We start from the raw sequence: 20,878 nt of genomic DNA, 5'->3' as shown, positions 1-20,878 counted from the left end.
ATTTCAGCGCGGCGGCAGCAGCACGTCGTCGAGGGTGACCATCGAGAGGTGGCGCTCGCGGATGATGTCGACCAACCGGCCGTAGCAGTGTGTGACGGCCGGATGGTTGGCGTGACCGATGACGATCGCCTGCGGGTTGAAGTACTTCGCGGCCATCTGCATCAGAAAGTCCTCGGTGACGATCGAGGAGTCCGACAGCGAACCGAACCACAGCGTCGGCACCGTATACCCGAGATCGGCGGCGACCCGGTCCACCGCGGCGTTGTGGTACCCGTAGGGCGGTCGGTAATAGGGCGTTCCGTCCACGCCGAAGTTGTTGTGCAGGAACGTTTTCGTGCGACGGAGCTGGTCGGCGACGGCGCTGGCGGAGATCTTGGTGAGCGCGGGATGATCCCAGGTGTGATTGCCCAGCTGGATCTGCCCGGACTCCACCAGCGGGCGCAGCGCGTCCCGGTGCACGGTCCACGAGTCGTAGGCGCCGGTCACGAAGAACGTGAAGCGGGCGCCGGTGTCGCGCGCGAAGCGGATATACGTCGGCCGGCACCGCCGAGGGCGCCCGATTCGGGCCGGCCGACAGCACCGACTCAGCGGGCGATCGGGCGCAGCACGATCTCGGTCGGGTGCGCGTCGCGTGGCGTCTCGACGGCGTTGCGGACGGCCCGGGCGACCGTCGCCGCGGTCAAGAACTCGTCGGGGTTGTAATCCCGCTGTTCGGAGGCGACGATCGCGCGCTGCATCTCGGTGTCGATGCGTCCCGGGTGGACGGAGGTGACACGCAGGCGCGGTTCCTCGAGCCGCAGCGCGTCACCGAACGCGCGCAGACCGAATTTGCTCGCGGCGTACACACCCCAGTGCGGATTGGCGCGCAGCCCGGCACCCGAATTGATCAGCACCACATGGCCGCCGGCGGCGCGCAGGGCGGGCAGCAGCAGCCGGGTCAGCTCGGCGACGGCAATCAGATTGGCTTCCAGCGTATTTCGCCACAGCTCGACCGACGAGTCGGCGATCGACCCCAGTTCGGCGATGCCCGCGTTGTGCACCAGCACATCCAGACGGTCGATCGGCGCCGTCGCCGCGGGCAGCGCGGCGTAATCGGTCAGATCGACCGGCCACGGTTCGGCATCGGGAAGTTCCGTCCGGATCTTCGCCAGCGATTCCGCCGAACGCGCGCCCAGCAGCAGTCGATGCGTCCCCGCGAGCTCCCGCGCGATCGCGGCTCCCAATCCCCGGCTGGCGCCGGTGATCAGCGCGGTCGGTAGATCCTGCGCGGCAGTGCTTTCCGAAGATGCGGCCATGTGCTCACCGTAAACCCCGCGCGCCCGCCGCAGCGCTACGCACCCGGGCCGGGCGGACGATCGCACGGGCGGGTCCGGACAATTGCACCGCCGCGACCGGACATCTGTCGTCCATCGGTGGCGAGCCGATGCCGATGGGTGTAATCCAGACTCGAGCAACCGGTTCACAGCGGCGGGCGGGGGACGGACACCGCGCATGACACAGAACGAGGCGATGAGGGTGGACACTGCCGAACAGGTGACCGGACCGGACCATGCCCCCGCGGCGGCCGCTGTGCGGCACGCGACGCCCGGGCGCCGCGCATATCTGAAGGTGACGTCGCAGAATAGGGAAATGAACGGTCCCGGCTTCACCCCCACCCAGCTGGCTGCCCGGGCCGCCTATCTGCTCCGCGGCAACGATCTGGGGACCATGACCAGCGCGGCGCCCAAGCTCTACCCCCATATGTGGAGCTGGGACGCCGCCTTCGTCGCGGTCGGCCTGGCCCCGTTGAGTGTGGAGCGCGCTGTCGTCGAACTCGACACTCTGCTCTCCGCGCAATGGCGCAACGGGATGATCCCGCACATCGTGTTCGCCAACGGCGTGGACGGCTATTTCCCGGGACCGAGCCGGTGGGAGTGCCGTCGGCTGGCGGCGAACGCCCCCGCCGGTGTCGACACGTCGGGCATCACCCAGCCACCGGTGCACGCGATCGCGGTCCAGCGGATTCTCGACCACTCCCGGCGCCACGGCCGCACCACCCGGGCGGTCGCCGCGGAATTCCTGGATCGGCGCTGGGTCGATCTGATGCGCTGGCATCGCTGGCTGGCGCATGCCCGCGACCCCAAACAGCACGGCCGGATCACCCTGTATCACGGCTGGGAGTCCGGGATGGACAATTCGCCGCGGTGGGATCGCGCCTACGCCAATGTGGTGGTCGGCGACCTGCCGCCGTATCGGCGCGCCGATATCGACGTGGTCGACCCGGCGCAGCGTCCCACCGATCGCGAATACGACCGCTACCTGTGGCTCGTGGAGCAAATGCGTCGGTGTGGCTACGACGATTTCCAACTGGCCTCGACGATGAGCTTCGCCGTGGAGGACGTCTTCGTCACCGCCGTCTTCGCGCTGGCGTGTGAGGTGCTGGCCGGAATCGGGGAGGACTACCGCATGCCGCACGCCGATGTGCGCGAGCTCTACGAGTGGGCCGACTATTTCCGCGCCGGCGTGATCGCCACCGCCGATCCGCGCTCCGGCGCCGCGCGCGACTTCGACCTGCGCACCGACGAATGGATCGGCACCGAAACGCTGGCCATGTTCGCGCCGCTGCTGTGCGGCGGACTGCCGCGCGCCACCGAACGCAGTCTGCTGCGCCTGTTCGAGGGGCCACGCTTCTGCGGCCACCCCGATCTGCGCTACGCGCTGCCGCCCTCGACCTCGCCGGTGTCGAAGGATTTCCGCCCGCGCGAATATTGGCGCGGGCCGGTGTGGCCGGTGATGAGCTGGCTGTTCTCCTGGGTCTTCGCCCGCCGCGGCTGGGCCGAACGGTCCTTCATGCTGCGTGCGGAAGGTTTGCGGCAGGCGGGCGACGGCAGCTTCGCGGAGTACTACGACCCGTTCACCGGGGATCCGCTGGGGAGCATGCAGCAGTCGTGGACGGCCGCCGCGGTCCTCGACTGGCTCGGATGAGTCACGCGTAAACACTGGTCACAAGCGCCTCGGCTGCCTACTCTCGTAGCCATGTATCGACGCACCGTGGCTCGTCCGAAAGTCCGTCGCTTCACCGCAGCCCTGCCGCTGCTCGCCGTTGCCGGCATATTCTCGGCAACCGGTATCGCCTCCGCCGGACCCACCGGGCCGGACGTGTCGTCCTGGCAGCACATCGACGGCCGTCTGATCGACTGGTTCGCGGTCCGGGCCTCCGGGCACAACTTCGCCATGGTGAAGGCCACCGAGGGGCTGAACTACGTCAATCCCTATTTCGTCCCCGACAGCCTGCTGATGCGCGCGGCCGGGGTGGCACGCGGGACCTATCACTACGCCCATCCGGATCTGCCGCCGGAACCACAGGCCGCCCTCTACGCCGCGGTCGTCCTCGGCCAGAACGGCCCACTGGATCTGCCGCCGGTCCTCGATATGGAGAATTCCGGCGGGCTGCCCCCGGCGGAACTGATCGATTGGACCCATCGCTATCTGACCACGGTGCAGGCATTGACCGGCCGGGTGCCGATCATCTACACCTATCCCCGGTTCTGGCAGACGGCGATGGCCGATTCCGATCAGTTCCACCAGTACCCACTGTGGATCGCCGATTATCGCGGCAACGCCCAGCCCGAGGTGCCCGGCGGCTGGCCGGCGTGGACCTTCTGGCAGACCACCGATTCCGGCAGTGTGCCGGGTATCGCGGGCAATACCGACCTCAACGTCTACAGCGGAGCGCAGGGCAATTTCGCGCAGTTCGCCAATATGCCGTTCAGCGGCAGCAGTTCGGGCAGTTAGAGGATCTGGGACAGAAACTGTTGCAGGCGTGGGGTTTCCGGATCGTCGAAGAGGCGGTCCGGAGACCCCGACTCCACCACCTTGCCCTGGTCCATGAATACCACGCTGTCGGAAACCGAACGGGCGAAACCCATTTCGTGGGTCACCACGATCATCGTCATACCGCCGGAAGCCAGATCCGCCATCAACGAGAGCACACCCTTGACCAATTCCGGGTCCAGGGCCGAGGTCGCCTCGTCGAACAGCATCAATTCCGGCTTCATCGCCAGTGCGCGAGCGATGGCGACACGCTGCTGCTGTCCGCCGGACAGATTCGCCGGGCGGGTATCGGCGCGCGCCGCCAATCCGACCGCCTCGAGTTGCTCCAGGGCCAGCGCCCGCGCCGCTTCCTTGCTCAGGCCGCGCAATTTCCGCGGTCCCAGGGCCACGTTCTCCGCCACCGTCTTGTGTGGGAACAGGTTGAAATGCTGAAAAACCATTCCGATGCGCTGGCGCAGCCGATCCGGATTTTCCCCCAGCACCGAAACCCCGTCGATCAGCACATCGCCGGAATCGGGCTCGTGCAGGCGGTTCAGCACCCGCAACAGGGTGGATTTTCCCGAACCGGACGGGCCGATGACCGTGGTGGTGTGCCCGGCATCGACGTGAATGTCGACGCCGCGCAGCACCTGATTGTTGCCCAGGGTCAGATGCAGATCGACGCCGGTCAGCGAGGAACTGGTGCGCACGCCGTTGGCATCCTGGTCGCTCACGCCGTTGGCATCCTGGTCGCTCACGCTCCGCGTCCTTCCGTGATGACAGCCTGGTCGATTTCGTCGGCGGCGGCTTCGGCGCGGCCGGTGCGCAATCGGCGGTCGATGTAGTTCACCAGATGGGTGAGCGGGATCGTGAGCAGCAGATAGACCAGGCCCGCCGCGACCAGCGGTGACAGATTTCCGGTCTGCGAATTCAGGTCGCGGCCGACGGCGAACAGTTCCCGCTGGGAGGCGAGCAGGCCGAGGAAGTAGATCAGGGAGGAATCCTTGATCAGCGCGATGAACTGGTTCATCAGCGCCGGCAGCACTCGCCGCACGCCCTGGGGAATCACCACCAGCGTCATCGACTGCCGATAGCCGAATCCGATGGCCCGCGCGGCCTCCAACTGTCCCGGCTCCACCGATTGAATGCCCGAGCGGAAGATCTCGCCGATATAGGCCGAGGCCAGCAGGGCCAGCGCCACCGCGCCCAGCCAGTACGGATTGTTCCCGGTGATCCCCTTCACCACCGGGCCGATGCCCAGGCCGATCAACAGGATGATCACCACCGCCGGCAAACCGCGGAAGATGTCGGTGTAGACCCGGGCGGGCCAGCGCAACCAGCGGGTGCGAGAAATGCCGGCCACCGCGAGCAGAATGCCGATGAGCGTGCCGAGCACGCCCGAAACCAGCGCCAGAATAATCGTATTCGGCAAGCCGGTCTTGAACAGTTCGGGAAATGCCTTGCGGTACAACGACCAATCGAAGAACGTGTCCTTCAATTGTGCCAGGGTAGATTTCGGGGCGTTCTGCTGATCGCTGTGCCGATGTTCGGCTGCGATCTTCTCGAAGTCCGGAAGTTGCGGCATCGGAGCCGATTTGGAGCCCGGTTTCCAGCCCGGCGGCAGCGGCCGCGGCACCCAGTCGGAATAGAGCTTGGCGTAGGTTCCGTCGGCGATCACCGCGTCCAGGCCGGAATTCAGTGCGTCGATCAACGGCTGGTTGGACTTGCGCACCGCCCAGGCGGTGAAATTGTCCAGGCTGAAGGTGTTCTGCACGATCGAGGTGGGATCACCCGGTTTGATCGCACCGGTGGCCTGCTGCGAGGGCGCGACCCAGGCGTCGATCTGCCCGGTCTTCAGATTCGCGTAGGCGGTGTTGTAGTCGGGGAATTTCACCGCGTCCAGATGCAAGGTGCCGGTGACGTATTCGTCCTGCACGGTGCCCTGCACCACGCCGATCCGCACGCCCGGTTTCAGATCCGAAAACCCCTGGATCGCACTGCCGTTGGGCACCACGAGCGAGAAATAGCCGAAATCGTAGCCGTTGGTGAAGCCGACCTGCTGCCGCCGGGCATCGGTGGTGGTGATGCTCGACGATCCCACGTCGAACCGGCCGGTGGCGACCAGCGAGAGCAGCGAGGCGAATTCGGTGCCGGAGAACTGCACCCGGAGTCCGAGTTTCGCGCCGATCGCCTCGAGCAGTTCGTTGTCGAATCCGGTGAAGGTCCCCGACGGATCCACGCAGATACTCGGCGGCGCGTCCGAGAGCGTGCCCACGCTGAGCACCCCGGGCTGGGACAAACCGAGCTTGGTGATGTCGATCGAACTCAGCGGCGCGGTGGTCGCGGTGGTGTATCGATCGGTGCCGGCCGTCGCACCGCTCGCCAGTTTCGTCGGCGCGGGGGAGGCGGCCGACGGTCCGGGGGGTGCGCACAGGTTCGAGGCCTGCGACGAACTACCGCCATCGGAGCTGCAGGCGACGGCGAACAGCAGCATCATCGCCGCCATCAGCGCGATCAGCGCACGCGGGCGCGAGACGGGCAAACGGGCCATAGCCGAGAACCCTAGCCGGGCCGGTAGGGCCCCGAGGGCGGCGACGCGGGTGCACGGGCCGCCGCCCCTGCCACATCGCCCGGCGGAAATCGAATCCCACTGATTCGATCCGGCGGTGCTCGATCAGGCGGTGTTCGATCAGGCGATACCGGTCACGGACTCCGGATTGAAGTTGTCGCGCCATGCGACGGCCTGCTCCACCACGCTCAGGTCGTAGTCGGGCCCGCCGACGCCCACGGTGAACAGGGTCGCGCCGGCTTGCACCAGCCGCTCGGCCTGTTCGGCGCCGGGCCAGGACACCGACCGCTCGATCCGGTTCGCATCGGTGCCGACCTCGGCGCAGTGCTCGGCCAGAATCTTCGACTTCCGTTCCAGCGCTTCGATATCGGCGAAACTGTGCCAGATGTCGGCGTATTCGGCGACCAGTCGCAACGTCTTTCGCTCACCACCGCCGCCGATCAGGATCGGAATGTGGCGCGTCGGCGCCGGATTCAGTTTCGGCAGCCGGGCGTCGATGCGGGCGAGATATTCCTTCAGCAACGCCAGACGTGTTCCGGGCGTGCCGAATTCGTAGCCGTACTCGTCGTAGTCCTTCTGGAACCAGCCGGCGCCGATGCCGAGGATCAGCCGGCCGCCGGAGATGTGGTCGACGGTGCGGGCCATATCGGCGAGCAGATCGGGATTGCGATATCCGCCGCCCGTCACCAGGGCGCCGAGTTCGACTCGTTCGGTCTGCTCGGCGATCGCGCCGAGCATGGTCCAGCATTCGAAGTGAGCGCCGTCGGGATCGCCGTAGAGCGGGTAGAAGTGGTCCCAGTTGAAGACGATGTCCACGCCCGCATCCTCGGCCCGGCGCACGGCATCCCGGATCAGCCCGTAGTCGGGAGCATGTTGCGGCTGTAGCTGAACTCCGATGCGAACCGGTCGAGTCATCCGATGCTCCTTCGTCTCGTGAGCTGCTCTCGCGGCCGGTCAGCGGCCCTTGACGAGGCTACTCGCCCGCTGCACCCCGCGCGGGCCGCTGGGTTACTGTGGGGCGCGCACCGACCCCTCTACTCGGATCGTCCGGCACGTTCCTGCCGGTGAAGGGATTGATTCACCATGGCCACGGTCACCTTCGACCACGCCACCCGGCTCTACCCGGGTGGGACCAAACCCGCCGTCGACAAGCTGAATCTCGAGATCGCCGACGGCGAATTCCTGGTACTGGTCGGACCGTCCGGATGCGGCAAATCCACCTCGCTGCGCATGCTGGCCGGACTCGAGGAGGTCAACGACGGCCGCATTCTGATCGGCGAGAAGGATGTCACCGACGCCGAACCCAAACAGCGCGATATCGCGATGGTCTTCCAGAACTACGCGCTGTACCCGCATATGACGGTCGCGGAGAACATGGGTTTCGCGCTCAAGATGGCCAAGATCGGTAAGGCCGAGCGCACGCAGCGCGTACTGGAGGCGGCGAAACTGCTCGACCTCGAGGACTTCCTGGACCGCAAGCCCAAGGCGCTGTCCGGCGGTCAGCGTCAGCGGGTCGCGATGGGACGCGCGATCGTGCGGCAGCCGCAGGTATTCCTGATGGACGAACCGCTGTCGAATCTGGACGCGAAACTGCGCGTGCAGACCCGCACGCAGATCGCCCAGTTGCAGCGCCGGCTCGGCACCACCACGGTCTACGTCACCCACGACCAGGTGGAGGCGATGACCATGGGCGACCGGGTGGCGGTGCTCAAGGACGGACTGCTGCAGCAGTGCGCCTCACCCCGGGATCTGTATCGGGATCCGGCGAATCTGTTCGTCGCGGGCTTCATGGGCTCCCCGGCGATGAACCTGTTCACCCTGCCGGTGTCGGACGGTTCGGTGACCGTCGGCGGACATTCGATCGCGCTGCCGCGCACGGTGGCCGACGCCGCGGGCGAGACCGTGGTGGTCGGCATCCGGCCGGAGCATTTCGATCCGGCCGGCGGTTCCGACGGCATCGCCATGGAGATCGATGTGGTCGAGGAGCTGGGTTCGGACGCCTACATCTACGGCCGCACCCTGGGCGAGGCCGGCGGAGATCAGACGATCGTCGCCCGCGCCGACTGGCGCAATCCACCGCAGAAGGGCGACAAGCTGACGCTCACCAGCGATGCGGAGCACACCTATTTCTTCGACCCGGCCAGCGGTAAGCGACTGACCTAGGATCCGAATATCGTTGCCCTCGAGCGCTTCCGGGTGCTCGAGGGCACGATCGTCACAGCCCACGCACCGGTCCGCCCGACGACCCGCGCCGATCGTCTCATCGCTGTGCGGTCACATCGCGGGCTCCGACGCGCGCCCGGCGCCAGTCCTGGTTGACCCGGACCCGGATGTCCTCGAGCGCGACCTCGTCACCGCCGGCGCTGCGCAACTCCACCCGCACCGGTTCACCGGTGGTGTCCTCGATCCGCTCGAGCGGCGGCACTCCGCCCTGCAGATATTTGTCCCCCCACTGCCACAGCGCGAAGATCGCCGGCAGCAGATCCCGGCCCATCTCGGTGAGCACATACTCGTTGCGGGTGCGCTTACCCTCTTCCCGATACGGCTGTTTGCGCAGCAGTCCCGCGTCGGTCAGTTTGCGCAGCGCCGCGGCCGCGGCGGCGTCGGTGATACCCACCCGCGCCGCGAAACCGTCGAAGCGGGTGGTGCCGTAGATGGATTCGCGCAGAATCAGCATCGTCGAGCGTGCGCCGACGATATCCAGCGCCTTCACGATGGAACAGCCGTCCGGCTTCCACGAATTCAGATCACGCAGGGGTCCTTCCAACTTCACGGGCATGACGACGATCATACCAACTCTGACTTGTCACAACTAATGCCAGCTCCTAACCTGGCTTTAGAGCGACTGAGTCAGATGTCGCAACGGCGCGATACCGGAGGAATCGCCATGAGAGACGCAGTGATCGTCGAGGCCGTACGCACCCCGATCGGCAAGGGCAAAGCCACCGGAGCGCTGCACGAACTGCATCCGGTCGACCTGTTCGCCCACAGCCTGCGCGAGGTCGTGCGACGCAGCGGGATCGATCCGGTGCTGATCGACGACGTCATCGGCGGTGTGGTCACCCAGGTCGGCGAGCAGTCGGTCAACATCACCCGCCGGGCCGCGCTCGCGGCCGGATATCCGGAATCCGTTCCGGCCACCACGGTCGACCGGCAGTGCGGTAGCAGCCAGCAGGCCATCCACTTCGCCGCCCAGGGCGTGCTGGCCGGGGCCTACGACATCGTCGTCGCCGGCGGTCTGGAGTCGATGAGCCGGGTGCCGATGGGGTCGAGCGTGGCGGGCGCCACCGATATCAACGGCGTGGCCTTCGCCGAGCGGTATCCGGACGAGCTGGTACCGCAGGGGATCAGCGCGGAACTGATCGCGGCGCGCTGGGGCATCTCGCGCACCGCCATGGACGAATTCTCGCTCGCCAGTCACGAAAAGGCCGCCACCGCAACGAAGAACGGATCCTTCGAGGCACAACTGGCGCCGTTGGCCGGGTTGAGCACCGACGAGGGCATTCGCGTCGGCAGCACCCTGGAAACCCTGGCCGGGCTGCGGCCGGCCTACTACAGCGAGGCCTATGCCGCCCGATTCCCCGAGATCGGCTGGAACGTGACCGCCGCCAATGCGAGTCAGATCAACGACGGCAGCGCGGCGGTGCTGATCATGACCAGCGAGAAGGCGGCGCAACTGGGCCTGCGGCCACTGGCCCGGCTGCACAGTTTCGCGGTCGCGGGCGACGATCCGCTGCTGATGCTCACCGCGGTGATCCCGGCGACTCGGAAGGTGTTGCAGCGCTCGGGCCTGTCGTTGGCCGATATCGACCTGTTCGAGGTCAACGAGGCCTTCGCCTCGGTGGTACTGGCCTGGGCCGCCGATACCGGCGCGGATCTGTCCCGGGTGAACGTCAACGGCGGCGCGATCGCGCTGGGGCATCCGCTCGGCGCCTCCGGTGCGCGGCTGGCGACCACGCTGGTCCACGCACTGCACGAACGCGGGTCCCGCTTCGGACTGCAAACCATGTGCGAGGCAGGCGGTTTGGCGAACGCGACCATCTACGAGCGGCTCTGAGCCTCAGACCGACACCACGACCAGCGCCGCCGCGAAACCGAGCAGCCATGCCTCGGCCAGCAGCGGCAGGATGAGCAGCGCGTAAGGCCAGGCCGGGCGGCGTTCCCGCAACGCCCGCAGGGTCCACCGCCCGGCCAGCAGCAGCGCACCGGCCAGGGACAGGAACGCCACGGCGTAGGCCAGCGGCAGATGACTGTCCCCCGGACGAGTGCGCTGCCGCGCCATATCCCGGTACGGCAGGCCGTACCGCCAGATCACCCACGCCACACCGCAACCGGCCAGATAGACCGCGGCACTCAGCACGGCATCGCCGCGCCGCAGCGGCGGGCGAGCCGGCCAGAACTCCATGGCTACTTATGGAAACTCCCTCCGGCCGGTGCTCGCAAGCACCACTGGTCGGCCGCCGGTCCGTCGCCGTTTCGCAAGGTTAGGCTGGCCCGGGTGAGCGATCTGGATCCGGCGTCGGCCCTGGTTTACGCGATTCCGCTGCGTACTCGCTTCCGCGGCATCACCGTCCGTGAGGGGATGCTGCTCGAAGGACCGCGCGGCTGGGGTGAGTTCTGCCCGTTCGTCGAATACGACGACCGCGAGGCCGCGAACTGGCTCGCCACCACGGTCGAGCAGATCGAGGAAGGCTGGCCGGAACCGGTCCGGGATCGCATTCCGGTCAATTGCACCGTTCCCGCGGTCGGACCCGAGCGCGCGCATTCCATCGTCGCCGAATCCGGTTGCCGCACCGCGAAAGTCAAGATCGCCGATCATCCCGACTCGCTCGCCGAGGATATCGAGCGGGTCGCGGCCGTCCGCGATGCGCTGGGCCGCGACGGCGCCGTCCGGGTCGACGCCAACGCGGTCTGGGATGTCGATACCGCGGTCACCAACTTGCGGCAGATCAACCGTGCCGCACAGGGTTTGGAATACGCCGAGCAACCGTGCCGGACGATCGAGGAGCTGGCGGCGGTCCGGCGGCGGGTCGACATTCCCATCGCCGCGGACGAATCCATCCGGCGTGCCGAGGATCCGCTGCGGGTCGCGGTGGCGGGAGCGGCCGATATCGCCGTACTGAAATGCACGCCGCTCGGCGGCGTCCGGCGGGCACTGCGGGTGGCGCAGGCGGCGGGACTGCCGTGCGTGATCTCCTCGGCACTGGAGACGAGCGTCGGACTGTCGGCCCAGCTCGCACTGGCCGGCGCCCTGCCGGAACTCGATCACGCCTGCGGGCTGGGCACCGTCAACCTGTTCACCGGCGACGTGGTCGCGGATTCACTGCGCCCCGTCGACGGATATCTGAGCGTTCCGCGCACCCCGCCGACCCCGGATCCCGCACTGCTGGAACGCTTCCGCCATCCCGATCCGGAGCGCACGGCGTGGTGGCGAAGCCGGCTGGAGCGGGTGCTGCGGCTCCTGGATTGATCGCGGCCTCCCACGCCTCGGCGGGTGCGGGACGAGGGTTTTCCCACCCGCCCGTCTGTGATTAGCTGATCGTGTGCCATCGGCAGTTCTCACGTGCTCGAACACACGATAGGAGTTCCGCAATGCCCACTCGTGATTCTGCGTGGCCGCAGGGTACGCCCTGCTGGATCGACTGTTCGGTCGACGATCCGCAGGCTGCCCGCGACTTCTACTCCGGTTTGCTGGGGTGGGAGATCATGGACAGCCCGCCCGAGGCCGGGGGATATCTGATGGCGATGCTGAACGGTAAACCGGCCGCCGGAATCGGCCCCAAGATGGGCGAGGCGCCGATGCCCTCGGTGTGGACCACCTACCTCGCCGCCGACGACGTCGACGCGGTCGCCGAGGCCATCGGCGCGGCCGGGGGAACCGTGTTCGTCCCGCCCTTCGATGTCATGGACGTGGGCCGCATGTGCGTGGCCGCCGACCCGACCGGCGGCATCTTCGGCGTCTGGCAGGCCAAGGCCCACACCGGTGCCGGTATCTACAACGAACCCGGCTCCTACTGCTGGAACGAACTGCACACCGGCGACTACGCCACCGCACAGGAGTTCTACCGCCGCGTCTTCGGCTGGACCTTCGACGAAATCGGCGACGGTGAGAACTTCGTCTATTCCACCTTCTCCCCGCCCGGCGCGGACGTCGCCGGCGGCGTCATGGACGCCGGCAGCGCACCCGGCGACAACCCGCCCTACTGGCTCACCTGGTTCCAGGTCGCCGGGACGGACGAAAAGCTCTCCCGCGCAACCGAACTCGGCGCCACGGCACTGATGGGACCGGACGACACCCCGTTCGGCCGCTCCGCCGTCGTCCAGGCTCCCCAGGGCGAGATCTTCGGCCTCATCGACCCGACGGTACGGGCGGAGGCGCCCGGGCAGTAGCGCTCGTGTCCCGGGCCGTGCGGTACGGCCCGGGACATCGATTCAGCCCACTCGGGCGCCACAGTCGTGCAGAGTGGCGCGCAGAAGAAGGGCGGCTTCCGGGCCGATGATCCCGTCGACCAACTCGAGGTAGCGCGTGCAGAATTCCGGGCCGTGCGGGGCGAGGTCGGCGCCGGGCGGCTCCAAGTGGTGGGCGATCTCGTGGAGTATGACCAATTCGCGCAGCGCCCACGCGGTTCCGCCGGTGTGCAGGGGTACGGCCAGGACGGCGCGGCCGGTTTCGTAGTGCGCCGCGGCGGTGCCCGCGCGGGCACGCACCGCGAGCGGCGTTTCGGCCCGAAGCCATTGCGCGCGTACCCAATTCAATGCAAGGACTCGGTCCACATAGCTCTGGACCGACTCGACCGAGGCGAACTTCCGCTCGATCGGCAGCGTGAGCTGCGATCCGTGCAAGTCGACCGTGCGAGCCCCGAATTCCTCGGCTCGTTCGAACATCCGCCGCACCAGACCCTCGGCATCGTAGACGCGGCTGCGCTGCGAATCCCGCGGCGTCACAACTGCGGCTCGCGGTGCGACGGGCACATCAGGACGGCGCCGCATTGCGCCGCTCTCGTGCGGCTCATGCTCCGGGCGCTTCGAGACGCCCTCGCCCGGTAGGCAATTCCGGGGATAGACCCAGCCGTGCGCTTCGGCCGGCACGATCCCCGGCACGTCGCGCGGCCGGCGAGTACCCCGTGGATTCCTGCGGGCCGCGCCAGGTGCCGCGGGCATCGGAGGTGCGGGAGTAGAAATCGGTGAGCTCGAGGTCCTTGTTGCGCAGGGCCAGCGCGGTGCCCGCGGCCGATTCCGCGGAGCCGGGATCGTCGCGCACCGCCTCGGCCTCCACATCCGCCTTCACCTGCGCCAGCCGGCGGCCGATCCGATCGGCGAACGCCATCTGGAAATTCAGCCGAGCCGTCACCGCTGCGACAGGGGCCTGTATGCGACGCTGCACTCTGCGACCCCAGCGCGTCTCGACCACGACCTTGTCCACGGTCGCCGATTTGTAGGCGCCGGATTTGATGTAGTGGTCCGACGCCCGCACCATCTGCACCAGCAGGCTCGTGTACAGCGCCTCGCAGGTCGCGATATCGGTGTCGAAGCCGTAGGCGTACACCTGCGTGGACGTGCGGGTCACATCGCAGCGCACATCGTTGGCCGCGGCGATCGCCACGAACAACTGCACGTAGGTGCGCAGCCCTTTCTTCCCCGCCTCGCCGATCGGGACGACCTTCTGCATCGGTGTCGGGCGGCGTTCGCGGCCGGCGATATGGGCACGGGCCACCGCCAGGTCGATCGACGAACGGGTCGCGAGGCGCTGGGCAGCCGCCATGAACGCCTCGGCCTCGTGCTCGTTGTCGGTCGACTCGGCCTGACGCAACAGCCCACCGATCCGGGTGAGCAACTTGTCCTCGGGCATCTGGGTCGACATCGAGCGCCAGGATACGAGAACGCACCGACATCCCCACACGATCGGGCGGGGGCGGACGCCGAATCCCACCCGGCGGTAGCACCCGCCCGGAGACGGCAGCTCGCGTAACCATGGAGGGTGGGGGCGGACGCCGAATCCCACGCAGCAGCCGAACAATGTATCTTGCCTTGTGCAACCGGCGCAGTGTGCGGGCGCTCACGCTTGGCACCTGTGTTCGTTACGACCCTGGAGTATCGATGGCTTTGAACAAGGCGTCCTCGAACAAGGCGCGTAAGGTTCGCGCGCGCGCCGCGTCACGACGCTCGTCCCTCGTGTCCCGCGCCGCACTGGCCACCGCGTCGGTGGCACTGCTCACCGCCGGGTTGACGAGCGCCTGTTCGAGCGGCGACGGCAGCAACCCGACCGGCCAGAACCTGGGCGGGCGCGGTCCGATCACCTACGTCGAGGGTAAGGACACCACCGAGACGGGTGCGGTCAAGCAGCTCATCGACCGGTGGAACGCCGCCCATCCGAACGAGCAGGTGACGTTCAAAGAGCAGTCCAACGACGCCTCCCAGCAGTACGACGACCTGGCCCAGCACATGCGGGCCAAACAGTCCGACTACGACGTGATGGCGCTGGACGTGCCGTGGACCGCCGAGTTCGCGGCCAAGGGCTGGATTCAGCCGCTGAAGGACTCCTTCGCCCTCGACACCTCCACGCTGCTCTCGCCGACCGTCGCCAGCGCGACCTACCAGGGCACCCTCTACGCCGCGCCGCGCAACACCAACGGCGGCCTGCTGTACTACCGCAAGGATCTGGTTCCGAATCCGCCGAAGACCTGGCCGGAACTGCTGGCCGACTGCAATATCGCGCGCGATCACGGAATCGGCTGCTACGCAGGGCAGTTCGCGCCCTACGAAGGTCTGACCGTGAACGCGGCCGAGGTGATCAACGCCTACGGCGGCTCGTTCGTCGGCCCGGACGGCAAGACCGCGACCGTGAACTCCCCACAGTCGCGCGCCGGCCTGCAGGTGCTCACCGACGCCTACAAGAACGGCGACATCCCCAAGGAGGCCATCTCCTTCAAGGAGCCGGAGAGCCAGAACGCCTTCGCCTCGGGCAAGCTGCTGTTCCTGCGCACCTGGCCCAACTTCTACGGTGTGGCCCAGGCCGACTCCTCCGCGGTGAAGGGCAATTTCGGCGTCTCCCCGCTGCCCGGCAAGGACGGCATCGGCGCCTCCACGCTCGGTGGTTACAACGCCGCCATCAGCGCCTACTCCAAGAACAAGGCCACCGCGCTGGACTTCCTGCGCTTCCTGATCAGCGAGGATGCCCAGCGCATCGTCGCCGAGGGTGCGTTCCCGTCGGTGCGGTCGTCGATGTACGACGATCCGGCGCTGATCGCGAAGTTCCCGTATCTGCCCGCGCTGAAGGATTCGATCGCCAGCGCTGTGCCGCGCCCGGTGACCCCCTTCTACCCGGCGGTGTCGAAGGCCATCCAGGACAACGCATATGCTGCGTTGACCGGTAAGAAATCAGTCGATGACGCGATCATCGGCATGCAGAAGGGCATCGAAGCCGCCGGCTCCTGACCCTGTCCGCAGTCTGCCCCGTAGGAGAGTTGAACGTGTCGAGTCCTTCGGGTGCGACCGATCTCGCGCCACCCGACGATCTGCCGGTGAGCCCGAAACCGAAGCGCGACAGTAACTCCCGGGGCTTACGGCTCCCGCAGGGGTCGGGGCGCGCGTGGTTGTTCGTCGCACCGGTGCTGGTGGCGCTCGCGGTCGTCATCGGCTATCCGGTGGTGCGCGCGGTGTGGATGTCGTTCCAGAAGGACGCCGGGCTCGACCCCGCCACCGGCATGTTCGTCGAGGGCGGCAGCGCCGGGTTCAGCAACTACACGCACTGGCTGCTGCAGCAGTGCACCCTGCCCGGCGGCGGAACCGAGCCGTGCCCCACCGGCAACCTGGGTTCGCAGTTCTGGGCGGCCATCGGGATCACCCTGCTGTTCACGGTGATCACCGTGACGCTCGAGGCGACCATCGGCCTCGGCATGGCGACCGTGATGGGCAAGACCTTCCGCGGCCGCGCGCTGCTGCGTGCCGCGGTGCTGATCCCCTGGGCCATCCCGACCGCGGTGACCGCCCGGTTGTGGGAGTTCATGTTCCAGTACAACGGCGTGGTCAACCGGGTGCTGCACACGCACATCCTGTGGCAGACCGATCCGTGGTGGTCGCGATTCGCGGTGATCATCGCCGACGTCTGGAAGACCACCCCGTTCATGGCGTTGCTGATTCTCGCCGGACTGCAGGTGATCCCGAACGACGTGTACGAGGCGGCCAAGGTCGACGGCGCCTCCGCATGGCAGCGCTTCACCCACATCACGCTGCCGCTGCTGAAGCCCGCACTGCTGGTCGCGGTGCTGTTCCGGACCATGGACGCGCTGCGCCTCTACGACCTGCCGGCCATCATGATGCAGGGCAACCCGGCGACCCGGACCATTTCGATCCTCGTGGTCGATCAGGTGCGGCAGGGCTCCAACAGCGCGGCCGCACTGTCGGTGCTCACCTTCCTGATGATTTTCGCGGTGGCATTCGTGCTGGTGAAGATACTGGGCGCCAATGCGGTGGCGACGCAGGAAGAACAGCGGAAGGCACACTGATGACCACTGCTACCTCTGGGCGCAAACCGTGGCGGTCCGCGCGGGTGTACGTCGGTGCGCTGATCGTGCTGATCTGGGGTCTGGCCCCGTTCTACTGGATGGCGGTGACCGCCTTCCGCGATCCGGGCTACACCTTCGACAACACCCCGTGGCCCACCCACCTGACCTTCGAGAACTTCCGCAACGCGTTCGACACCAGCCGCGGCAACGACTTCGGGCGGGCGCTGACCAACAGCGTCGTCATCGGCGCGACCACCACCGTGATCGCACTGCTGATCGGCATGATGGCCGCCTACGCCCTGGCGCGCATGGCCTTTCGCGGTAAGACCCTCGTCGCCGGCTTGATCCTGAGCGCCTCGATGTTCCCGGTGGTCGTCCTGGTGACGCCGCTGTTCCAGCTGTTCACCAACATCGGCTGGATCGGGCACTACCAGGCGATGATCATCCCGAACATCTCGTTCGTGCTGCCGATGACGGTCTACGTCCTGGCCTCGTTCTTCGCCGAGCTGCCCTGGGAGCTCGAGGAAGCGGCCCGGATCGACGGCGCGAGCCGCTTCCAGGCGTTCCGGCTGGTGATGCTGCCGCTGGCCGCGCCCGCGGTTTTCACCACGGCGATCCTGGCGTTCATCGCCGCGGTGAACGAGTACCTGCTGGCCAGTCTGCTCTCGGTCGACCGGACCGAACCCGTGACGGTCGCGATCGCGCGGTTCTCCGGTAACGATCCGCTGGTGCAGCCGTATGCGGCGATCATGGCGGCGGGCATCATCGTCACCGTGCCGCTGGTGATCATGGTGTTGCTGTTCCAGCGCCGCATCATCTCCGGCCTCACCGCGGGCGGCGTCAAGAGCTGAGCTCGCCCAGGCACCGGCGCTGGTCATGAGACGCGACCGTACCGGGTGATCTGTGGTCATTTGCCATCTATTCGTGAAGAAATTCGGCCCACGTGTGTCTGTGGGCCGACCGGCCGGGCCACTGCAGGGTAGACGGGCGCATGGGTGCGGCGGGCGCCGTGTTCTGGTGCGGGCGAGGCTTCGCGCGCTTGTAGGTTGAGAAAAGTCGAGGGGTGGCACCGCGTAGCGGGGTCACTCGACGTGGCAGTCCGATACCGCCGCTCATGTCGAGCCGCCTCAGATCACCGAGTTGGGCTTGCTCACCTGACATTTGCGAGGCGCGTTTCGTCGTGTTGGTGAGAGAACAGATCCGACAGGCAAAAACCGCAGCACAGAGAGCTACCCGATGAATGTCTTCTTGTGGATCGTGCAGGGACTCCTCGCCGCGATGTTCGGCTTGTCCGGCTTGGGGAAGCTACTCCAACCGAAGGACAAACTGGCCGAGAGATACCCCTGGGCACACGACTTCTCGCAACCGACCGTCTGGTTCATCGGCGGCATCGAGATACTCGGCGCAATCGGGCTGATCGCACCGGCTGCAACCGGAATCTCACCCATCCTGACCCCCATTGCCGCAACCGGACTGGCGGTCTTCGCGGTTGCGGCGGCGGTCCTTCACATCCGCCGCAACGAAGTACAAGGAGTGGTAATCGTAGCGGTCCTCTTCGCACTGTCCGCACTCGTCGCATGGGGTCGATTCGGACCCTACGGCTGGTAAACCCCGATGCAGGTTCGGTTCAACGGTTACCTCAGTACTACTGGAGATGATCATGCCCACAATCTCGCCCCATCTCGTCGTCGACAATGCCATCGAAGCCGCGGATTGGTATCGCGACGTCTTCGGTGCAGTGGAGCTCAGCCGAATTCCGTTGCCGGGCGGTGGCGTTCTGGCGATCGGCCTGCGCATCGGCGACACCGAGGTCCACCTCGCCGGCGAACATCCGGATATGGGGATCGTATCGCCGTCGACCCTGGGCGGCCACTACCTGGCGTTGCAGGTCGAAACCGACGATGTGGAGGCCACATTCGAACGCGCCCTCGGGGCCGGTGCGATCGAGTTCCATCCGCTGTCGGACACCTTCTACGGTGACCGGGCGGGGCAGTTCATCGACCCCTACGGTCACCGCTGGGGTGTATACAAGCACATCCGCGAAGTCTCGGCCGACGAGATCGCGGCCGCGGTCGCGAAGATGTTCGCAGCCTGATCGTTCAGTGATCCCCCGGCCCGCGCCGCCCGATGGCAGCGCGGGCTCGGCTCACTCGTAATCCCGGGCACGGCCGGCGATCACGGATCCCATGGCCACCCGCCCGCTGGCGACAGTGCCGGGACAATACGAGGAATAGGCGTAAGACACGACGGGTCTTTCTTGCTGACGGATGCAGGGATCGGCGTTTCTCATCCTGCCGCCGAAGCACCCGCCCCAGAGGCCCACACTCGCCGGGCGTCACCAACTTCATGACCCACACCAGGTCATTCGCCTACGCGCACCACCGACAGAAGCGCACGGCAGGGTCGGCCTCTTTCGGTCGGTGCGTCCTTCACCGAAATCGACGAATCAGCGACCCGATGTGTGGGGCGGCCGGCCTGACATTCCGGACGGCTATGTCGTCGGAATGTAGTGACCCTTTCTCACAACGCCGGATCAGCTCATCGCCTGGAGCGCTGCGCTCGCAGCGCTGCCGCCAGCGCCGAAACCACTCGTCAATTCCCGAGGAGCCAATCATGACCGTATCCAACGACCGCGGGTCACGCGCTGACCGTATCGAGCTGGATGAAGTCGAGATTCGCCGGCACATCGACAAGCTGGTCGAAGGACTGCGAGCCAAGGATCTCGAGTCCCTGAGGCATCTGTACGCAGCCGACGTCGTGTCCTTCGATGTCGAGCCGCCACTCCAGCATGTCGGGATAGCGGCGAAACTCGAGAACTGGGCGAAAGTGTTCCTGTTCTTCGAGAGCGTGACCTATGAGTTTCGCGACCTGACGCTCACCGTAGGCGGCGAGGTGGCATTCGGGCACGGCTTCGGCCGGCTCAGCGGCACGCTGAAGAACGGAACGGTGACGGACGGTATCTGGGTCCGCGGCACCTTCTGCCTCCGCAAGATCGACGACACCTGGTTGATCACGCACGATCAGGGGTCGGTGCCGCTCGACATCCGGAGCGGGAAAGGCGTGGTCGACCTCGAGCCCTGACGGGTCGCGGGATTTTTGTCGGGAGCCGTCGCTGTGCGGGCTTTCGCACTGTCGTGGGTCGTGTTTCAGAAGTCGGTGAGGGCGGGCGTGTTCCCACCTCCGCCGGTCCACCGGACCGATGTTGTCCGGACTCACCGGGGTGCAACCAGATTCGGGACCGGGACAGCCCGGGCGAACGCTCCCGCGACGCTGCCCGCACCTCCGTGCCGGGCGATCCGACGCAGCGAGTAACGGGGCCACCGCGACTGTCGCGACGATCACCGCGTCTGCGGTGACACCGAAGATGTAAGTGTGCGAAATGTCCCCCGCGACAACGGCGATCACAGCTCCGCCCAGCGCGCCGAAGGACAACGCCGCGACGGCGAGCGCGATCGGCCCCCGGCAGATGCCGACCAACGCGAGGCTTACGGCAAGACCGACTCCACCGCCGGTCAACAGCTGGGACAGTCGAGCACGTCCGGCGAGTCGACCGTCCGCCCGAAGACCGACGACCACGCCGAGCGCCGCGGCGTGCAACACCGCGGTGCCCAGCCCAGCGGACTCCTGGACAGCCGGGATCAGAGTTCCCCAAACGGCCATCACAACGCCGAGGCCGGCGAAGTAACCCGTCAACAAGCCACGACTCCGTACGACGTCGTCGGGTATTTCGACGACCCGCGTATCGGCGGCAGACGGATATGACAATTCCCGCCTCTTGCCAGGCGGCAGAGGCACACGGACTGCGGGGTAATCGCTATGGGTATCCCGGCAGTCGTCGCCGTGTGGACCACTTGTTGTGTTCGGTCCCCCGGCGAGGAAGCCGGAGTGGCCACGATGCGGTTGCGGTCACGGTCGGTCGGCTCACACCGATGTGCCGTCGGCTGGTCCTGCGAGGTTTTCAAGGGATACCACGGTTTACTGGGTAGTAGCTGATCTGGTTGACCGCCAGTGC

The 20,878-nt window shown here is 66.9% G+C and carries 21 protein-coding genes and 1 pseudogene; 13 read left to right on the top strand and 9 right to left on the bottom strand.

Annotation, left to right across the window (positions count from 1 at the left end; genetic code table 11):
- Positions 1–3 precede the first annotated feature (3 nt).
- Positions 4–531: pseudogene (locus IG65_RS0107925) on the bottom strand (polysaccharide deacetylase family protein); the annotation flags it as partial.
- A 53-nt stretch (positions 532–584) separates the two neighbouring features.
- Positions 585–1,295, bottom strand: a complete 711-nt coding sequence (locus IG65_RS0107920; RefSeq protein WP_051755525.1) for an SDR family oxidoreductase — start codon at positions 1,293–1,295, stop codon at positions 585–587.
- Positions 1,296–1,629: 334 nt separating this feature from the next.
- Between IG65_RS0107920 and IG65_RS0107915 the strand changes: the two genes are divergently transcribed.
- Together IG65_RS0107915 and IG65_RS0107910 are read left to right on the top strand one after the other, a co-directional pair.
- Complete coding sequence (locus IG65_RS0107915; RefSeq protein ID WP_030514186.1) at positions 1,630–2,964, top strand: glycogen debranching protein; 1,335 nt, start codon at positions 1,630–1,632, stop codon at positions 2,962–2,964.
- A gap of 51 nt (positions 2,965–3,015) precedes the next feature.
- A complete protein-coding gene (locus IG65_RS0107910) occupies positions 3,016–3,774 on the top strand; it encodes a glycoside hydrolase family 25 protein (RefSeq protein WP_030514185.1) in 759 nt (252 codons plus the stop codon).
- On the opposite strand, the gene IG65_RS0107905 is transcribed toward IG65_RS0107910, so the two are convergent.
- From IG65_RS0107905 to IG65_RS0107895, 3 genes are all read right to left on the bottom strand, one after another.
- Entirely contained in the window at positions 3,771–4,502 is a 732-nt protein-coding gene (locus tag IG65_RS0107905; protein ID WP_030514184.1) for an amino acid ABC transporter ATP-binding protein, read from the bottom strand. The two genes, IG65_RS0107910 and IG65_RS0107905, sit on opposite strands and share 4 nt — an antisense overlap.
- Before the next feature lie 44 nt (positions 4,503–4,546).
- A complete protein-coding gene (locus tag IG65_RS0107900) occupies positions 4,547–6,343 on the bottom strand; it encodes an ABC transporter substrate-binding protein/permease (RefSeq protein WP_030514183.1) in 1,797 nt (598 codons plus the stop codon).
- 138 nt (positions 6,344–6,481) lie between these two features.
- On the bottom strand, positions 6,482–7,276 hold the full coding sequence (locus IG65_RS0107895) for an LLM class F420-dependent oxidoreductase (RefSeq protein ID WP_030514182.1): 795 nt from the start codon (positions 7,274–7,276) through the stop codon (positions 6,482–6,484).
- Positions 7,277–7,444: 168 nt separating this feature from the next.
- Here IG65_RS0107895 and IG65_RS0107890 point away from each other — a divergent pair, with 168 nt between their 5' ends.
- Positions 7,445–8,524 (top strand): ABC transporter ATP-binding protein, encoded by a 1,080-nt coding sequence (locus tag IG65_RS0107890; RefSeq protein ID WP_030514181.1) that lies wholly within the window; start codon positions 7,445–7,447, stop codon positions 8,522–8,524.
- Positions 8,525–8,621: 97 nt separating this feature from the next.
- Here IG65_RS0107890 and IG65_RS0107885 read toward each other — a convergent pair whose 3' ends face one another.
- Positions 8,622–9,140 carry a helix-turn-helix domain-containing protein gene (locus tag IG65_RS0107885; RefSeq protein ID WP_036523644.1) on the bottom strand — a complete coding sequence of 173 codons (519 nt, stop codon included), beginning with the start codon at positions 9,138–9,140 and terminating at the stop codon, positions 8,622–8,624.
- A gap of 108 nt (positions 9,141–9,248) precedes the next feature.
- On the opposite strand from IG65_RS0107885, the gene IG65_RS0107880 reads away from it, so the two are divergent.
- Complete coding sequence (locus IG65_RS0107880) at positions 9,249–10,418, top strand: thiolase family protein (protein WP_030514179.1); 1,170 nt, start codon at positions 9,249–9,251, stop codon at positions 10,416–10,418.
- A gap of 3 nt (positions 10,419–10,421) precedes the next feature.
- Here IG65_RS0107880 and IG65_RS0107875 read toward each other — a convergent pair whose 3' ends face one another.
- Positions 10,422–10,766, bottom strand: coding sequence for a hypothetical protein (locus IG65_RS0107875; protein ID WP_030514178.1), 345 nt, complete (start codon positions 10,764–10,766; stop codon positions 10,422–10,424).
- Between the two features lie 93 nt (positions 10,767–10,859).
- On the opposite strand from IG65_RS0107875, the gene IG65_RS0107870 reads away from it, so the two are divergent.
- Both IG65_RS0107870 and IG65_RS0107865 read left to right on the top strand, forming a co-directional pair.
- On the top strand, positions 10,860–11,831 hold the full coding sequence (locus tag IG65_RS0107870; RefSeq protein ID WP_030514177.1) for an o-succinylbenzoate synthase: 972 nt from the start codon (positions 10,860–10,862) through the stop codon (positions 11,829–11,831).
- 122 nt (positions 11,832–11,953) lie between these two features.
- Positions 11,954–12,751, top strand: coding sequence for a VOC family protein (locus tag IG65_RS0107865; RefSeq protein WP_030514176.1), 798 nt, complete (start codon positions 11,954–11,956; stop codon positions 12,749–12,751).
- 42 nt (positions 12,752–12,793) lie between these two features.
- Here the strand turns inward: IG65_RS0107865 and IG65_RS0107860 are convergent, their stop codons facing one another.
- Positions 12,794–13,306, bottom strand: a complete 513-nt coding sequence (locus IG65_RS0107860; protein WP_030514175.1) for a TIGR04338 family metallohydrolase — start codon at positions 13,304–13,306, stop codon at positions 12,794–12,796.
- A gap of 64 nt (positions 13,307–13,370) precedes the next feature.
- Positions 13,371–14,210 carry a DUF2786 domain-containing protein gene (locus IG65_RS0107855; RefSeq protein WP_030514174.1) on the bottom strand — a complete coding sequence of 280 codons (840 nt, stop codon included), beginning with the start codon at positions 14,208–14,210 and terminating at the stop codon, positions 13,371–13,373.
- Between the two features lie 323 nt (positions 14,211–14,533).
- On the opposite strand from IG65_RS0107855, the gene IG65_RS0107850 reads away from it, so the two are divergent.
- From IG65_RS0107850 to IG65_RS0107820, 7 genes are all read left to right on the top strand, one after another.
- A complete protein-coding gene (locus IG65_RS0107850; RefSeq protein WP_030514173.1) occupies positions 14,534–15,796 on the top strand; it encodes an extracellular solute-binding protein in 1,263 nt (420 codons plus the stop codon).
- 86 nt (positions 15,797–15,882) lie between these two features.
- Positions 15,883–16,866, top strand: a complete 984-nt coding sequence (locus IG65_RS0107845) for a carbohydrate ABC transporter permease (RefSeq protein WP_051043442.1) — start codon at positions 15,883–15,885, stop codon at positions 16,864–16,866.
- On the top strand, positions 16,866–17,717 hold the full coding sequence (locus IG65_RS0107840) for a carbohydrate ABC transporter permease (protein WP_030514171.1): 852 nt from the start codon (positions 16,866–16,868) through the stop codon (positions 17,715–17,717). The genes IG65_RS0107845 and IG65_RS0107840 overlap by 1 nt, the downstream gene beginning before the upstream one ends.
- 397 nt (positions 17,718–18,114) lie before the next feature.
- Complete coding sequence (locus IG65_RS0107835) at positions 18,115–18,474, top strand: DoxX family protein (RefSeq protein WP_228796154.1); 360 nt, start codon at positions 18,115–18,117, stop codon at positions 18,472–18,474.
- A gap of 52 nt (positions 18,475–18,526) precedes the next feature.
- The gene (locus IG65_RS0107830; protein WP_030514169.1) at positions 18,527–18,961 is read left to right on the top strand and encodes a VOC family protein; all 435 of its coding nucleotides are present in this window, start codon (positions 18,527–18,529) and stop codon (positions 18,959–18,961) included.
- Between the two features lie 518 nt (positions 18,962–19,479).
- On the top strand, positions 19,480–19,947 hold the full coding sequence (locus IG65_RS0107825) for a nuclear transport factor 2 family protein (RefSeq protein ID WP_030514168.1): 468 nt from the start codon (positions 19,480–19,482) through the stop codon (positions 19,945–19,947).
- A gap of 291 nt (positions 19,948–20,238) precedes the next feature.
- The gene (locus IG65_RS0107820) at positions 20,239–20,628 is read left to right on the top strand and encodes a hypothetical protein (RefSeq protein WP_030514167.1); all 390 of its coding nucleotides are present in this window, start codon (positions 20,239–20,241) and stop codon (positions 20,626–20,628) included.
- Positions 20,629–20,878: the final 250 nt, after the last annotated feature.

This window comes from Nocardia sp. NRRL WC-3656 (assembly GCF_000720265.1).
Classification (GTDB): Bacteria; Actinomycetota; Actinomycetes; order Mycobacteriales; family Mycobacteriaceae; genus Nocardia; species Nocardia nova.
The sequence above is the reverse complement of the archived record's forward strand: the minus strand, read 5'-3'. Positions and strand labels throughout refer to the sequence as shown.

Coding starts and splice junctions, on each gene's coding strand:
- IG65_RS0107895 (WP_030514182.1), bottom strand. CDS start 7,276: ATGACTCGACCGGTTCGCATCGGAGTTCAGCTACAGCCGCAACATGCT.
- IG65_RS0107920 (WP_051755525.1), bottom strand. CDS start 1,295: ATGGCCGCATCTTCGGAAAGCACTGCCGCGCAGGATCTACCGACCGCG.
- IG65_RS0107885 (WP_036523644.1), bottom strand. CDS start 9,140: ATGCCCGTGAAGTTGGAAGGACCCCTGCGTGATCTGAATTCGTGGAAG.
- IG65_RS0107840 (WP_030514171.1), top strand. CDS start 16,866: ATGACCACTGCTACCTCTGGGCGCAAACCGTGGCGGTCCGCGCGGGTG.
- IG65_RS0107855 (WP_030514174.1), bottom strand. CDS start 14,210: ATGCCCGAGGACAAGTTGCTCACCCGGATCGGTGGGCTGTTGCGTCAG.
- IG65_RS0107830 (WP_030514169.1), top strand. CDS start 18,527: ATGCCCACAATCTCGCCCCATCTCGTCGTCGACAATGCCATCGAAGCC.
- IG65_RS0107900 (WP_030514183.1), bottom strand. CDS start 6,343: ATGGCCCGTTTGCCCGTCTCGCGCCCGCGTGCGCTGATCGCGCTGATG.
- IG65_RS0107915 (WP_030514186.1), top strand. CDS start 1,630: ATGAACGGTCCCGGCTTCACCCCCACCCAGCTGGCTGCCCGGGCCGCC.
- IG65_RS0107880 (WP_030514179.1), top strand. CDS start 9,249: ATGAGAGACGCAGTGATCGTCGAGGCCGTACGCACCCCGATCGGCAAG.
- IG65_RS0107910 (WP_030514185.1), top strand. CDS start 3,016: ATGTATCGACGCACCGTGGCTCGTCCGAAAGTCCGTCGCTTCACCGCA.
- IG65_RS0107890 (WP_030514181.1), top strand. CDS start 7,445: ATGGCCACGGTCACCTTCGACCACGCCACCCGGCTCTACCCGGGTGGG.
- IG65_RS0107825 (WP_030514168.1), top strand. CDS start 19,480: ATGACCGTATCCAACGACCGCGGGTCACGCGCTGACCGTATCGAGCTG.
- IG65_RS0107875 (WP_030514178.1), bottom strand. CDS start 10,766: ATGGAGTTCTGGCCGGCTCGCCCGCCGCTGCGGCGCGGCGATGCCGTG.
- IG65_RS0107865 (WP_030514176.1), top strand. CDS start 11,954: ATGCCCACTCGTGATTCTGCGTGGCCGCAGGGTACGCCCTGCTGGATC.